This is a genomic window from Cupriavidus sp. 2KB_3, assembly GCF_052115685.1.
In the GTDB taxonomy this organism is placed as follows: Bacteria; Pseudomonadota; Gammaproteobacteria; order Burkholderiales; family Burkholderiaceae; genus Cupriavidus; species Cupriavidus campinensis.
Genome location: NZ_JBFRHD010000017.1, coordinates 47,885 through 63,314, shown reverse-complemented (window position 1 = coordinate 63,314; position 15,430 = coordinate 47,885). Strand labels below are relative to the sequence as shown.

11 protein-coding genes are annotated in these 15,430 nt (G+C 67.4%); 5 read left to right on the top strand and 6 right to left on the bottom strand.

Translation table 11 applies throughout. The features are described 5' to 3' along the window. Positions 1 to 8: 8 nt before the first annotated feature. The 3 genes from AB4120_RS18695 to AB4120_RS18685 form a co-directional block, all read right to left on the bottom strand. Entirely contained in the window at positions 9 to 230 is a 222-nt protein-coding gene (locus AB4120_RS18695; protein WP_092299156.1) for a hypothetical protein, read from the bottom strand. A gap of 74 nt (positions 231 to 304) precedes the next feature. Beyond that, complete coding sequence (locus tag AB4120_RS18690) at positions 305 to 769, bottom strand: hypothetical protein (protein WP_441642694.1); 465 nt, start codon at positions 767 to 769, stop codon at positions 305 to 307. A gap of 49 nt (positions 770 to 818) precedes the next feature. After that, positions 819 to 1,661, bottom strand: coding sequence for a hypothetical protein (locus tag AB4120_RS18685; protein ID WP_441642693.1), 843 nt, complete (start codon positions 1,659 to 1,661; stop codon positions 819 to 821). Between the two features lie 169 nt (positions 1,662 to 1,830). On the opposite strand from AB4120_RS18685, the gene ettA reads away from it, so the two are divergent. Then, complete coding sequence (gene ettA / locus AB4120_RS18680; RefSeq protein ID WP_441642692.1) at positions 1,831 to 3,498, top strand: energy-dependent translational throttle protein EttA; 1,668 nt, start codon at positions 1,831 to 1,833, stop codon at positions 3,496 to 3,498. A gap of 45 nt (positions 3,499 to 3,543) precedes the next feature. Here ettA and AB4120_RS18675 read toward each other — a convergent pair whose 3' ends face one another. Then, the gene (locus tag AB4120_RS18675) at positions 3,544 to 4,677 is read right to left on the bottom strand and encodes a metallophosphoesterase (protein WP_441642710.1); all 1,134 of its coding nucleotides are present in this window, start codon (positions 4,675 to 4,677) and stop codon (positions 3,544 to 3,546) included. 288 nt (positions 4,678 to 4,965) lie between these two features. Between AB4120_RS18675 and AB4120_RS18670 the strand changes: the two genes are divergently transcribed. The 4 genes from AB4120_RS18670 (at position 4,966) to AB4120_RS18655 (ending at position 13,455) form a co-directional block, all read left to right on the top strand. After that, positions 4,966 to 7,404: a carbohydrate-binding family V/XII gene (locus tag AB4120_RS18670; protein ID WP_441642691.1), complete on the top strand. Its 2,439-nt coding sequence runs from the start codon at positions 4,966 to 4,968 to the stop codon at positions 7,402 to 7,404. A 168-nt stretch (positions 7,405 to 7,572) separates the two neighbouring features. After that, entirely contained in the window at positions 7,573 to 8,778 is a 1,206-nt protein-coding gene (locus AB4120_RS18665) for an efflux RND transporter periplasmic adaptor subunit (RefSeq protein WP_441642690.1), read from the top strand. A 13-nt stretch (positions 8,779 to 8,791) separates the two neighbouring features. Then, on the top strand, positions 8,792 to 11,956 hold the full coding sequence (locus tag AB4120_RS18660; RefSeq protein WP_441642689.1) for an efflux RND transporter permease subunit: 3,165 nt from the start codon (positions 8,792 to 8,794) through the stop codon (positions 11,954 to 11,956). Continuing rightward, the gene (locus tag AB4120_RS18655) at positions 11,953 to 13,455 is read left to right on the top strand and encodes an efflux transporter outer membrane subunit (RefSeq protein WP_149137255.1); all 1,503 of its coding nucleotides are present in this window, start codon (positions 11,953 to 11,955) and stop codon (positions 13,453 to 13,455) included. Before AB4120_RS18660 ends, AB4120_RS18655 begins: the two co-directional genes overlap by 4 nt. Positions 13,456 to 13,467: 12 nt before the next feature. On the opposite strand, the gene AB4120_RS18650 is transcribed toward AB4120_RS18655, so the two are convergent. Then, positions 13,468 to 14,835, bottom strand: coding sequence for an MATE family efflux transporter (locus tag AB4120_RS18650; protein WP_149137256.1), 1,368 nt, complete (start codon positions 14,833 to 14,835; stop codon positions 13,468 to 13,470). Then, a complete protein-coding gene (locus AB4120_RS18645; RefSeq protein ID WP_441642688.1) occupies positions 14,828 to 15,358 on the bottom strand; it encodes a winged helix-turn-helix transcriptional regulator in 531 nt (176 codons plus the stop codon). The genes AB4120_RS18650 and AB4120_RS18645 overlap by 8 nt, the downstream gene beginning before the upstream one ends. Positions 15,359 to 15,430: the final 72 nt, after the last annotated feature.

The following is a 15,430-nucleotide window of genomic DNA, read 5'->3' as shown; positions in this document are numbered from 1 at the left end:
CTTCCTATTTAGTGGTGATGATGGTGGTGGTGCATCCAGCTGTTATCCACCGAGTTCACGAACGACTCGACGGCGTCCTTGTCCCCGGTGGCATGGCGCATCATCTCGCCGCACTTGCAGAAACCCTGATACGGCAGGATGTGCGAGCAGGCCGACGTCTTCTGCAGATACAACGTGACGGGTTTGGTGCACTTCTTGCACTTGAACTTCAGGGTAAGGGCAGCTTTCATGGCAATTCGGACCGATTGTCGGAGGACTCGCGAGATTCACGGGATAAAGACGACATTGTAACGATGCCCGCGAATCAGCGTGGATCGCCGGCTTTCGACGGGACGATCCGGAACTGCTCGATTTCGTACTGCTCGCCATGCTTGCGACAGTCGTCGGCGATGGAGATCCACCAGTCGACCGTGACGAGATAGGTGCTGCCGTTGATGTCGTTCTCGGTGGCAACGGTGTCGCGGCCGAGCTTGAGGCTGTGGCGCGCCATTGCCAGACCGGCCAGCCGCATGTCCGCGTCCGAGCTTCCTCGCCAGAGCAGAAGGGTTCGCTCCTCCTCCCAGAAGGTCCAGACCACTGAATATCCTTGCGGCATCTTGTAGCCAACAGTGCAAAATCGATTGCGCTGTTGATTTTTGCCGCTGCGGGCGACGAGATAGCGGATGGCCTTATCGGGATTCTTGTAATAGGGGTTCGTCGAAGCTTTCGTGCGTCCCGTCGCAGTATCCGCAACAGCGTCCGGCAGTTTGTCCTGGGCCACGACATTCATGGACCAGAAGGCCAAGAGCGCCAATATTGTCTTTCGCATGGGAGTCGCCCTATTTTTTTGCATTCAATTGCGAAAGAAACGATTTGGTCAATGTATAGAACTGCTGACCCCCAAGTTGTTGAAATGGCTCGAAATTGGGCCCCGGTGGCCTGGAAGGAAGCGTTCGCCACGCGTACATCCCGCCGGGAGATGGATCGTGTCCAATATGTCTTCCACTGCCAACCGCTATCGCATTTTCCACGTAGGTTCGGAAGGCCGCGTTTTTTGCGTGCGTACCGTCGTTCGCAATGTTCATTGTTTTGTTCAGCAGGAGCGCCGGCCGCTCCGAGATGATTGGGTAGCTTTCGAAACCCTCTACCTGATTGGGTGCTTTGACAAGTTCGGTCAAGGTAGTAGCACCGCGCGCTGCAAAATGCGTCGCTCCGAGGCGGAGCCGATTGCGCATGACATGCATCATCCATTGCATGCATTTGAGCGCCTCATCCAAATTGCTGAATCTGTCGCTATCGGGGTTCGCGTTCTCCACCACCAACATCCGCGCCAAAATCCCCGCCTCCGTGCCCGCGTCCGGCAATTCGAGCCTTGGCAGTACCTCCACCGTCAGCCTCGGCGTATTCGCATCCCGCTGGGTGGTGCCATATATATAGGCATCGACATGCACCACCCGCCGGCTCACGATGCCGGTTTCGCTGACCTCGATCTTCAGTTGTTGTTCGATATCCCGGTCATTGACCCTGAGTGGGAGGATTCTCAAAGCGGAGTCGCCGCTTCGGAAAGCGAGATGCCTTTTGTTCGGGCCCAGGCCCGAAACCCTGAAAGGGAGATGATTGCCGGCAATCAGCGTGATCTGTGCACCGATCGGGCTGCCATTGCGACGCAGCAGTTTTGCCATATTGGGTCCATCAAGTGGTGAACCCGTCCGATTCTCCGAACCGCTCGATGCCTCAGCAATGAGACGAGTCTGAATTGCGGGGGCGATTTTTGCCACGTGCGCGGCACGCCGGCCCCGCCCATACGCCTGCTACACTCCCGCCATTCCCAGTCACACACCGCACACCTCCATGGCACAGTACGTTTTCACCATGAATCGCGTGGGCAAGATTGTTCCGCCCAAGCGTCACATTCTCAAGGACATTTCGCTGTCCTTCTTCCCCGGCGCCAAGATTGGCGTGCTGGGCCTGAACGGCTCGGGCAAGTCCACGCTGCTGAAGATCATGGCTGGCCTGGACAAGGAGATCGAGGGCGAGGCCACGCCGATGCCGAACCTGAACATCGGTTACCTGCCGCAGGAACCGCAGCTCGACCCCGAGCAGACCGTGCGCGAGTCGGTGGAAGAGGCGCTCGGCGGCGTGTTCGAGGCGCGCAAGAAGCTTGACGAAATCTACGCGGCCTATGCCGAGCCGGACGCCGATTTCGACGCCCTGGCCGCCGACCAGGCGAAGTACGAGGCCATCCTGGCCGCCAGCGACGGCAACAACGTCGACCTCCAGCTCGACATCGCCGCCGATGCGCTGCGCCTGCCGCCGTGGGAGGCCAAGGTCGGCAATCTGTCCGGTGGCGAGAAGCGCCGTGTGGCGCTGTGCCGCCTGCTGCTGTCGCGCCCGGACATGCTGCTGCTCGACGAACCGACCAACCACCTGGACGCCGAGTCCGTCGACTGGCTCGAACAGTTCCTCACGCGCTTCCCGGGCACCGTGGTGGCCGTGACCCACGATCGCTACTTCCTCGACAACGCCGCCGAATGGATCCTGGAGCTGGATCGCGGCCACGGCATTCCTTGGAAGGGCAACTACAGCTCGTGGCTGGACCAGAAGGAGCAGCGCCTGAAGCAGGAAGAGTCGACCGAGTCGGCGCGCCAGAAGGCACTGAACAAGGAACTGGAGTGGGTGCGCCAGAACCCGAAGGGCCGGCAGGCCAAGTCGAAGGCGCGTCTGGCACGGTTCGACGAACTGAACAGCCAGGAATACCAGAAGCGCAACGAAACCCAGGAGATCTTCATCCCCGTGGGCGAGCGTCTCGGCAACGAGGTCATCGAGTTCGAGAATGTGAGCAAGGGCTATGGCGACCGCCTGCTGATCGACAACCTGAGCTTCAAGGTGCCGCCGGGCGCGATCGTCGGCATCATCGGGCCGAACGGCGCCGGCAAGTCCACCTTCTTCCGCATGCTGACCGGCAAGGAGCAGCCGGACAGCGGCGAGATCAAGATCGGGCCGACCGTGAAGATGGCGTTCGTCGACCAGAGCCGCGATGCGCTGGATCCGAACAAGACCGTGTTCGAGGAGATCTCGGGCGGTTCGGACGTGCTGACCGTGGGCCGCTACGAGACCCCGTCGCGCGCCTACATCGGCCGCTTCAACTTCAAGGGCGGCGACCAGCAGAAGCACGTGGGCACGCTCTCCGGTGGCGAGCGCGGCCGGCTGCACATGGCCAAGACGCTGATTGCCGGCGGCAACGTGCTGCTGCTCGATGAACCGTCGAACGACCTCGACGTGGAAACGCTGCGCGCGCTGGAAGATGCGCTGCTGGAATTCGCGGGCTGCGTGATGGTGATCTCGCACGATCGCTGGTTCCTGGACCGTATCGCCACGCACATCCTGGCGTTCGAGGGCGATTCCCACGTGGAATTCTTCCCCGGCAACTACCAGGAATATGAGGCGGACAAGAAGCGCCGCCTCGGCGAGGAAGGCGCCAAGCCGAAGCGCATCCGCTACAAGCCGATCGCGCGTTGATCGTGACAGGCCCCTTCCCGCCCGGGGGAGGGGCCTGCGCAGGCATTACCCCCGCACCAACCTCACCTTCGTGATTTCCGAAGGCGCCCCGAAGCGTTTCGGCGGCCCCCAGTAGCCCGTTCCGCGGCTCACATAGACCCACAGGTTTTCATGCCGGTTCAGCCCATGCACATAGGGCTGCTGCATCGGCACGAACAGGTTCCACGGCCAGAACTGCCCGCCGTGGGTATGTCCCGACAATTGCAGCTCGAAGCCGGCCGCCGCCGCCGCCGGCGCGGTACGTGGCTGGTGGGCCAGCAGCACCCGCACCGCCGCGTGTGCCGGCGCGCCGGACAGCGCCTGCGCCGGGTCGCTGCGATGGCTATCGATGAAATGGCCTGCCGAATAGTCAGTCACGCCGCCCAGCACCAGCGCCGCGCCGTCGCGCTCCACCACCACATGCTCGTTCATCAGCACGCGCAGGCCCAATCGGCGTAGTTCAACGATCCACGCCTCGGCGCCCGAGTAATACTCATGGTTGCCGGTCACGACGAAGGCACCGTGCCGGGCCGATAGCCGGCCCAGCGGCGCGGTGTGATCGGCCAGCTCGCGCACCGTGCCGTCCACCAGGTCGCCGGTCACGGCCACCGCATCGGCCTGCAACTGGTTCACGCGGTCCACGATGCGGTCCAGGTAGGGCTTCTTGATCGTCGGGCCGACGTGGATGTCGCTGATCTGCGCGATGGTGAAGCCGTGCAGCGCCTCGGGCAGGTTGGGAATCGGCACATCCACCTCGACCACCCGGGCCAGCCCGCGCGCATTGAAATAGCCGACCACGCTGACGAACAGCGCCAGTCCCAGCACGGCGACCGCGCTGTTGGGCAGCAGGGCGGGCGGATGCCAGCCCACGGCCAGCGTGCCCAGCAGGAACAGGTCGCGCGCCACGGTCAGGATCAGCAGCGTTGAGAAGAATCCCATCGCCAGCATGCCGAGCCAGGAAATCCGGTCCGCCCAGGGCGGGGTCAGGCGCCGCGCCAGCAGCGCGGTGGGCAGCAGCAGGGCCGAGATGAGCAGCCACAGCGCGCCCAGGCAGGCCACGGCCATCGGCACGGGCAGGTCCGGCAACAGCCGCACGCCGATATAGCCATGCAGCAGCGCCGTGATGGAGGCGGCAAAGAGGATCGAACGGCGGGGCGGCAGGGCGCTCATCGGATGGCCTTAGGCATCGTAGTTATCCGAGGAAGGTGAGGCTGGCATAACGCGGCTTCAAGGGCCGGGGGCCAGATTCAGAGGTATCTCAAGCGAAGCAAGATGCACACCCGGCTCCCGGCTGCGCGGCCAAAACCGTACCTAGTGCTGCGGTGATCTGCGCCGTTTCATGGTCTGAAATGAATGTTTTCGAGAGGGATTGTTCCGCCCGGGCGCCTCCATTAGATTCCTCTCAGCAGCCCGGTTGTGCCGGATGCTGCGCAATCCGACGGAGTCGCCATGTCGTTCCGCTTCATGCGTGGGTTGTCCTGCCGGGCGATGGTTGCCCTGGCCTTGCTGGGCGCCGCCGCGCCGACCCTGGCTGCACAGCCGCCAGCGCGCGCGCCGCTCACCCCACTGACGTGGCCGCGCAACTTCGATACCGCCGGCGACCACATCGAGCTCTATCAGCCAGAGATCGAGAAATGGGATGGCACCCGCATGTCGGGCCGCGCCGCCGTGGCGGTGGGCCCGCGCGATGGCACGCCGACCTACGGCGTGGTGCATTTCTCGGCGACCGCCGATATCGACAAGCCCTCGGCGCTGGTCCAGCTCTCCCAGATCCAGATCGAAAGCGTGGAAGTCCCCACCCGCCCCGATGCGGCCGACACGGTGCGCCAGGCGGTCATCGCGCGGCTGCCGGCCAAGGGGCTGACGGTGCCGCTGGACCAGTTGCAGGCCAGCTACGCGGTGTCCCAGCAACTGGGTCGCGCGGTGCGCGTGCCGGTGAAGAACGACGTGCCGCAGATCCTGTTCGCCACCACGCCGACCTTGCTGGTGCATGTCGATGGCGAGCCCGCGTGGCGCGCCGTCGGTGGCACCTCGCTGGAACGGGCGATCAACAGCCGCGCCCTATTGTTGCGCGAAGCGGGCGGGGAGCTCTGGCTCAATGCCGCCGGTTACTGGTACAAGTCCGAATCGGCGGGCGGTGCGTGGGCCGTGGTGCCGTCGCCGCCAGCGGCCCTGCTCGGCGCCGCCAGCAAGATCCAGGCAAACAAGGGCGAGCCGAAGCCTGATCCGATGTTGCCCGCCAGCGGCAAGCCGCCCGCGCAGGCGCCGGCCGTGCTGCTGGCCACGCAGCCGGCCGAACTGGTCGTCACCAGCGGCGAGCCGAAGATGACCCCGGTGGGCGGCACCAGCCTGCTCACGCTGTCCAACGCCGATCACGCGGTCTTCGTCGATCCGTCCACCAATCAGTATTACGTGCTGCTCTCGGGCCGCTGGTTCCGCGCGCCGATGCTGACCGGGCCGTGGACGCACGTCACCGGGAACCAGTTGCCCGCGGACTTCGCCAGGATCTCGCCGCAGGACCCCAAGGCCAACGTGCTGGTCTCCGTGCCGGGCACGCCGCAGGCGCGCGAGGCCGAGATCGCCGCCACGATTCCCCAGACCGCATCGGTCGCACGGGCCAAGGCCACCGTGGCCGTGGTCTATGACGGCACGCCGAAGTTCGTGCCGATCGCCGGCACTTCGCTGCAATACGCGGTGAACACGGGCACGCCGGTCATCGAGGTGGATAGCAACCACTATTACGCCGTGTCCAACGGCGTCTGGTTCACGGCGAGCGTGCCGGGCGGACCGTGGCATGTGGCCACCGAGGTGCCGTCCGCCCTCTACACCATCCCGCCAAGTTCGCCGATCTACTACGTCACCTACGTGCGGATCTACTCGGTCACGCCGGAGACTGTGGTGGTCGGCTACACCCCCGGCTACATGGGCGTGGTGGTCAACCCGGATGGCACCGTGGTCTACGGCACCGGCTATGTCTACCCGCCCTATGTGGGCGCCTACTACTACGGCTACCCCGCTACCTACGGCTATGGCGCCGGGTTTGCCGTGGGCGTGACCGAAGGCTTCGCGTTCGGCTTCGCGGCCGGCGCCATCTGGGGCGCGGCGTCGCCGTACTGGGGCCCCCACTGGTGGGGCGGCGGTTACGGCTGGAACTACGTCAACGTGAACCAGGCGAATTTCTATGGCCGATGGGGCCAGGGCACGGTCACGCACGCCCAGGGCTGGAACGCATGGACCGGCACCCAGTGGCGCGGCACGGCGGGCTCCGGCTACAACCCGGCCACGGGCGCGCGCTACCAGGGCAGCCGGGGCGCCGCGTTCAATCCGTATTCGGGCGATTACGCCGCCGGGCGGCAGGGCTCTTTCTCGAATCCGTCCACGGGCCGCGAGGGCGCCGGGCGCGGCGGCGTGGTCGGCAATGAGTACACCGGCAACTACGCGGGCGGCCGGCAGGTGGCGGGCTACAACGCGCAGACCGGCCGGGCCGGCGCCGCTGAGTTCGGCGTGGCCGGCAACACCCAGACCGGCGACCGCACCGCCGCCAGCCGTGGCGTGGTGGTCAATCCGAACAAGAACAATGCCGTGGCGTGGAACAACGGCAATGTCTACGCCGGCCACGACGGCAACGTCTACCAGCGCACCGACGATGGCTGGCAGCAGCACACCCCCAACGGCTGGCAGCCGGTGCAGCCGGTGCAGCCAAACAGCGACGTGCAGAACCGGCTCGACCAGCAGCGCCAGGCGCGCGACGTGGGCCAGCAACGCTTCGGCAACTCCGCGCAGCAGTGGCAGGGCCGTGGGGGCGGCTTCCAGGGTGGGGGCGGACGCTTCGGCGGTGGCGGATTCGGTGGCGGAGGCGGAGGACGCTTCCACGGCTTCCGGCGCTGACCGCGCGCAGTCTCCAACCCGCCCATCCGCAGAGACTGTATCGAACGAATTTGTTAAAGGCGGCGACGAAACGATTGAATGGTGACGCCGCCGACACCGCTTTAACCTGCCCACACGAACGTTGTGCGGCATGCCGCGCAGCGAGGCCCAACCGCAGCGGAGCGGCACATGAAACTGCTTTCCCCCCTCGTCCTGGCCGTTGCCGCGCTCGGCCTGGGTGCCTGTCAGAAATCCGAACCCCCGCCGGCTGCCCAGCAGGCCGTGCCGGTGCAGGTGGTCAAGACCGCCGCGCAGGACTTGCCGGTGACTTTCGACTTCGTCGGCCAGACCGAGAGCGACCAGGCGGTCGATATCCGCGCCCGCGTGGCCGGCTTCCTGATCAAGCGCAACTACACCGAAGGCGCGGTGGTCAAGGAAAACCAGTTGCTGTTCGAGATCGACCACAAGCCGTTCCAGGTCCAGCTGGACGCCGCCCGGGCGCAGCTGGCCCAGCAGAAGGCCCGGTTCGAGGTGGCCCGCGCCAACCTCGCCCGCGTGAAGCCGCTGGCGGCGCGCAACGCGCTCTCGCAGAAGGACCTCGATGATGCCAATGGCAACTTCCACGAGGCCGCCGCCGGCGTGGAGCAGGCCCAGGCCGAGGTAAAGACCCAGGAACTGAACCTGTCCTATACCTACGTGCGCTCGCCCGTGGATGGCGTGTCCAGCTTTGCCGTGCTGCCGGTGGGGGCCTATGTGAGCACCACCAACAGCCTGCTGACCACGGTCTCCACGCTCCAGCCGATGCGGATCAACTTCAGCATCTCCGAGCCCCAGACGCTTGAATTCCGCGCCCAGCGCGAGGCGAAGTCGCTGGTGGTGCCGCCTGACGAGCAATACACGGTGACCGTGGTGATGGCCGATGGCAGCGAGTATCCGCACAAGGGCCGCATCGCCTTCGCCGACGCCACCTACAACCAGCACACCGGCACCTACCTCGTGCGCGCGCTGATGCCGAACCCGGGCGGCCAGTTGCGGCCCGGCCAGTTCGTGCGCGTGCTGGTCAGCGGCGCGAGCCGGCCCGGCGCCATTGTGGTGCCGCAGCGCGCGGTCATGCACGGCCCCAAGGGCGATCTGGTCTACGTGGTGGACAAGGACAACAAGGCCCAGCCGCGCCCGGTGATGGTGGGCGAGCTGTCCGGCTCGATGTGGCGCATCGCCAGGGGCCTCCAGCCGAACGAGACCGTGGTGGTGGACGGCGCCGGCAAGCTGGCGGCCGGCGTGCCGGTGCGCGTGACCGGCGAGGCCCCGCCCGCGGCGGTCGGCGAGGGCAGCCGCCCGGCCACGGCCGCCGGCGCAGCCCCTGCCAGCGCCCCGGCCGCCCCGGCCAGGACCTGAACCGGAGCGCCCCATGATTTCCGCCTTCTGCGTCAAGCGGCCGATCTTCGCGATGGTGATGTCGATGATCATCGTCATCGGTGGCGGCGTGGCGATGTTCGCGCTGCCGATCGCCCAGTACCCGGACATCACCCCGCCCCAGGTCACGGTCAGCGCCACCTACGCGGGCGCCGACTCGGACACCGTCGCCCAGACCGTTGCCGGGCCCATCGAGACCCAGGTGAACGGCGCGGACAACATGATCTACATGCAGTCCACGTCATCGCCCACCGGCTCGATGACGCTCAACGTCTACTTCGACATCGGCACCGACCCGGACACCGCCCAGGTGCAGGTGCAGAACCGCGTGAACCTGGCGCTGCCGCAGCTGCCCGAGGCGGTGCAGAAGACCGGCATCAACGTGGAGAAGCGCTCCACCAGCTTCCTGCTGCTGATCGGGGTGTACTCGCCGGATGGCCGCTTCGACCAGCAGTACATCAACAATTACGCGAATCTGTACGTGCTGGACGCCATCAAGCGCGTCAACGGCGCCAACCAGGCGCAGATCATGGGCTCGGCGGACCTCGCCATGCGCATCTGGCTGCGGCCAGACCGCATGGCGGCGCTCGGCATCACCACCAAGGACGTGCAGAACGCGGTGCAAAGCCAGAACGAGCAGTTCGGCGCCGGCAGCGTCGGCCAGTCGCCCAACGCCAACCCGGTGGAGCTGTCGTTCCCGCTGGTCACCCCGGGCCGGCTGACCACGCCCGAGCAGTTCGAGAACATCATCCTGCGTGCCGATGCCACGGGCGCCGCCATCGTGCGGCTGCGGGACGTGGGCCGCGCCGAGATCGGCCATCAGCAGTACATGCTGCGCTCGGCCCTGAACGGCAAGCCGGCGACGATCATCGCGGTCTACCAGCAGCCCGGCTCCAACGCGCTCCAGGTGGCCAACGACGTGCGCAAGACGCTCGACGAGATGGCCAAGACCTTCCCGGCCGGCGTGGCGTACAAGGTCTCGCTGGACACCACCGAGTTCGTCAGCGCCTCCATCGAGGAGGTGGTCCATACGCTGGTGGAAGCCGTGATTCTGGTCGTGCTGGTGGTCTTCATCTTCCTGCAGAACATCCGGGCGACGGTGATCCCGGTGCTGGCCGTGTTCGTGTCGATCATCGGTACCTTCGCCGGGCTGCTGGCGCTGGGCTTCTCGATCAACCTGCTGACGCTGTTCGCGCTGGTGCTGGCGATCGGCATCGTGGTGGACGACGCCATCGTGGTGGTGGAGAACGTCGAGCGGAACATGGCCGAGTTCAAGCTCTCCCCGCGCGAGGCCACCCTGCGGGCGATGGAGGAGGTGACCGGCCCGGTCATCGCCATCGTGCTGGTGCTCTCGGCGGTGTTCATCCCGGTGGCCTTCGTCTCGGGCACGACCGGGCAGCTCTACCGGCAGTTCGCGCTGACCATCGTCATCTCGGTGGTCATCTCGGGCTTCTGCGCGCTCACGCTCTCGCCGGCGCTGGCGGCGCTGATCCTGAAGCCGGGGCACCACACGCCGTGGCGCGGCTTTGTCTGGTTCAACGAGCGGTTCGACCGCCTGGTGCACCACTACGGCGGCTGGGTGCGCACGGTGATGCGGCGCTCGGTGGTCGCGCTGGCGATTTTCGGGGCGATGCTGCTGGCCACGTGGCAGCTGTTCGCGCACATCCCCACGGCCTTCGTGCCATCCGAGGACCAGGGCTACATCCTCGTGGCGGTGATCATGCCGGACTCGGCCAGCCTGGATCGCAGCGAGAAGGTCACCTCGCAGGTGGCCGAGATGTTCCGCAAGCACCCGGCCGTGGAGGATGCCTCCGCGCTGACCGGCTACAGCTTCATCGACAGCCAGTACAAGACCAACGCCGGCACGGTGTTCGTCGGCATGAAGAGTTTCAAGGATCGCGGTTCCGCAGATCTGGGCGTGCCGGCGATGCTGGCCGAGATGACGCCCAAGCTGCGCGCGATTCCCGAGGCGGTAATCATCCCGGTCAATCCGCCGTCGATTCCCGGGCTGGGCTCGCAGGGCGGCTTCGAGTTCTGGATCCAGAACCGTGGCACCGGCAACACGGCCGAGCTGGAGGGCGTGACGCGCCGCTTCATCCAGGCGGCGGCCGCGCACAAGGAACTGGGGCGGCTGACCAGCACGATCCAGTCGGCATCGCGCCAGATGCGGGTGGAGGTGGACAAGGAGAAGGCCGAGACCATGGGCGTGCCGATTGCCGATGTCTACGGCACGCTGCAGACCCAGTTCGGCTCGCTCTACGTCAGCCAGTTCACGCAGTACAGCCGCGTGTGGCAGGTGATCCTGCAGGCCGAGCCACAGTACCGGGCCACGCCGACCAATCTGGAATACCTGTACGTGCGCGGGCGGGACGGCAAGATGGCGCCGGTCTCCGGGCTGCTGAAGACCTACTACTCCAGCGGGCCGGACCTGCTCTCGCGCTTCAACAACTTCCCGGCAGCCAAGATCACCGGCGATGCCGCGCCCGGCCACAGCTCGGGCCAGGCGCTGGCGGCCATGGAGGCCGTCGCCCGGGAGGTGCTGCCCGCCGGCTACAGCTTCGCCTGGAGCGGCGAGGCCTTCGAGCAGAAGAAGTCCGGCAACACCACCACCATCGTCTTCGTGTTCGGCATCGTCATGGTGTTCCTGATCCTGGCGGCGCAGTACGAGTCGTGGTCCTTGCCGCTTTCGATCCTGACCGCCGTGCCGTTCGGCATCTTCGGCGCCTTGATGGCGATCCTGCTGCGGGGCTTGTCGAACGACGTGTACTTCCAGATCGGCATGGTGACGCTGATCGGGCTGGCGGCGAAGAACGCCATCCTGATCGTGGAATTCGCGGTGATGAAGCACAAGGAAGGGCTCTCCCACGCCGATGCCGCCGTGGAGGCGGCCAAGCTGCGCCTGCGGCCGATCGTGATGACCTCGCTCGCCTTCATCCTCGGCGCGGTGCCGCTGTTCATCGCCTCGGGCGCGGGGTCGAACTCGCGGCACTCCATCGGCACCGGCATCATCGGCGGGATGATCGCGGCCACCTCGCTCGCGCTGCTGTTCGTGCCGCTGTTCTCGTGGCTGGTGGGCACCGCCGCCGACAAGTGGGCGGCCCGCCGCCCGCGCAGGCGCGTGGCGCCGTCCACGTCATCCACCGCTGGGGAGCCATCATGAACGCCGTACTGCGTAGCACCGCGATGTCGGCGGCCTGTCTGGCGATCCTGGGCGGCTGTGCCATCGGCCCGGACTACGCGCGGCCGGAGGCGGCCGAGCCGCCCAGCTACCGGATCGATGCCGGCGTGCTGACCGTGGCCGCCGACAGCGACTGGTGGAACAGCTTCAACGACCCGGCGCTGACCGCGATGGTGGAGGCGGCGCTGCGCAGCAACTACGACGTGCGCATCGCGGCGGCCCGCATCGACGAATTCCGGGGCCAGTTGATGGTGGCGCGCTCGGGCTTCTATCCGCAGCTGAACGCCACCGCCGCGGCGGCGCGGCAGAAAAGCGGCTCGTTCAACGGCACGCCGTTCGCGGCGCTGGGCGGCCCGCGCAACAGCTACGAGACGCTGCTGAACGCCAGCTGGGAGATCGACCTCTGGGGCCGCATCCGCCGCCAGGCCGAGTCGGCCGAGGCCAGCCTGTGGAATGCCGAGTACACCCGGCGCGGCGTGGTGCTGGCGCTGGCGGCCTCGGTGGTGCAGGGCTACGCCACGCTGCGCGGGCTCGATGCGCAGCTCGAGGTGGCGCGCGCCACGCTCGAGGCACGCGGGCGCGCGCTGGACATCTTCCAGCAACGCTACCAGGGCGGCGTGATCTCGCAGGTGGAGCTGTCGCAGGCCGAGAACGACTTCTATTCGACCGAGGCGACCATCCCGCCGCTGCGCACGTCCATCGCCCAGACCGAGAACGCGCTGTCCGTGCTGCTGGGCCGCGAGCCGGGGCCGGTGGAGCGCGGCAAGCCGGTGAACGCGCTGATGGCGCCGGCCATCGGCGCCGACCTGCCTGCCGCGCTGCTGGCACGCCGACCGGACGTGCTGCAGGCCGAGCAAACCGCCGTGGCCGCCAACGCGCAGGTGGGCGCTGCGCTGGCGCTGTTCCTGCCATCGGTCAATTTGTCGGGGTTCTTTGGCGCGCTAGCCACCTCGCCGGCCGGCCTGTGGCAGAGCGCCTCGCAGATCTGGGGCTTTGGCGCCAACCTTGCCCAGCCGGTGTTCCAGGGCGGGGCGATCCGGGGGCAGGTGAACACGGCCGAGGCGGTGCGTGATCAGGCCATGCTCGGCTATCAGTTCAGCGTGCTCAATGCGCTGGCCGATGTGAACAACCAGTTGTCCAACGGCCTGGAAACCCGCAACCGGCTCGGCAGCCTGCGGCGGCAGGAGCAGAGCCTGCTGATCTACGCGGACCAGTCCAGCGCGCGCTACGAGGGCGGCTATTCCAGCTATCTCGAGGTGACGGATGCGCAGGAGAAGCTGTTCACGGTGCAGCTGGCGGCGATCCAGGGTCAGGTCGATGTGCTGACCGCCACCGCCGCGCTGTACAAGTCGCTCGGCGGCGGCTGGCCGGCCATCCCCAGCGACGTGCGGGACGCCGGCCTGACCGGCGACGCCCGTGCCACCGCACCCCCGCCGCCTCCCCCGCCTCCTCCGCCTCCTCCGCCTCCGCCATCTAGGTAGAAGCTCCCCCGCTCAGCGCGGCGACCATTCGCCGCGCCGCACCCCAAGCGCCGTGACCAGCCCATAGGCCGTGATGCCGAGCGCCACGCCGAGGAAATGGCCGTCGATGCCCATCCCCGCCACGTTGGCGAGCAGCCAGCCACCGCCGGCGGCCAGCGCGATGCGGCACAGCCCGGCGGCAATGGGGCCGCGCATCCGCCCGGCGCCCAGCGAGGCGAAGTAGAGCGCCATGCCCAGCCCGAAGCCGCCGAAGGCCGGCCCCACCCAGGATAGCGCCCGCGCGGCAATCTCGCGGACTTCGACATCGTTGGTGAACTGCGCCGCGAACGACATCGGCGCCAGTCCCACGGCGGCGCCCACGGCCCCCGCGATGACGAGTGCGATCAGCGCGCCCACCCACGCCGTGCGGCGCGCGGTATGCCAGTCCCCGGCGCCCACGGCACGGCCGACCAGTGCGGTCAGCGCCGAGCCCACGCCGAACGCCAGCGGGATCATCAGGAATTCCAGCCGCGCCGAAATGCCGTACGCGGCCACCACCGAGGTGCCGTAGTGGCGCAGTTGCGCGGTGACGAGGATGGTCGTCAGGTTGGCCACCGAGGCCAGCGCGCAGGCCACCAGTCCCACTGACAGGATGCGATGGAACAGCGCGCCGGACGGCCGCACGCGTAGCGTCGGCACAAAGCCGGCGCCCCCGCGCAGCACCACCCAGGCCATGGCCAGCGAGGCCGCCCACGACACCGCCGCCAGCGCTGCGCCGATACCGGCGAGGCCCATGCCCACGCGCTCCGCGAGGTACCACGACAGCACCGGGAACACGATCCACATCACGCCCAGCACGCGCGCGGCCAGCGCGTGGCGCCCGCCGCCGCGCAGCACCGAGGCCAGCGTGTTGGTCAGCCACGCGGGCACCGCGCCCACGCCGAACAGCCAGATCGCGTAGGTCGCGGCGGCTTCGGCGGCGGTGGGGCCGGCCACGGCGCCGAACACGGCATGCGGGAAGCCGGCCAGTGCCACGGCGAAGGCCAGCCCGGCCAGCACGGCGATGATCATCGCGTGCATGACCAGCGACGAGGCGTCCTCGCGCTTGCCGGCGCCGAGCGCGCGGGCGATGGCGGACACCACGCCGCCGCCCATCGCGCCGGCGGACATCTGCTGGAGCAGCAGCGCGAACGGCAGCACCACGGCCCAGCCGGCCAGCGCGGCGGTGCCCTGGCGCGCGGCCAGCCAGGTTTCGATCAACTGCGCGCCGGCCTGGAGAAAGGCCACCAGGCTGGTCGGCGCGGCCAGCACGGCAATGCGGCGGGCCAGTTCGGAGGCCGGAACGGGATCGGCAGGGGCCTGGGCGCCCGCGCCGAGGGTGAGGGCGTCGGGCTTATTCATGGTCGATAGCCTCGGCCCCTGCACCAGCGTCCACGCTGCCGTCCCCGTCGCCAAAGCGCGCGCGGATGTAGCGGCCCGCGCCGGGGCCGGGCCGCACGCGCAGGTCGTCCACGGTGATCGTGCTGCCATCGGGCCGGGTCAGGCGGCCGGCGATGATCTCGCCACCATCGCGCTTGTCCTCGAAGATCGTCGGCGGTCCCTTTTCATCGGCCAGCCAGCGCTCTGCCCAGTGCTTGAGCGCCACGTACACGGGGAAGAAGTCGCGCCCCATCTGGGTCAGCGTATAGATATGGCGCGCGCCGCCGCCCGGGGCGGGCGACTTCTCCAGCAGGCCATGGCTGACCAGCGTCTTGAGCCGCGCGCTGAGAATATTCGGCGCAATGCCGAGGTGCCGCTCGAACTCGTCGAAGCGCGTGGTGCCGTAGTAGGCCTCGCGCATCAGCAGGATCGCCCAGCGCTCGCCGAGCATCGCCATCGAGCGTGCCACGGGGCAGGGCATGTTGGAAAAATCGGTCGGGGCCATGTCTCCTCTTTTTACTTTTGGCTTGCAAGTTGAGGGGAGAATAGCTTGCAAATTGAAAGTTGACCAGCCCGT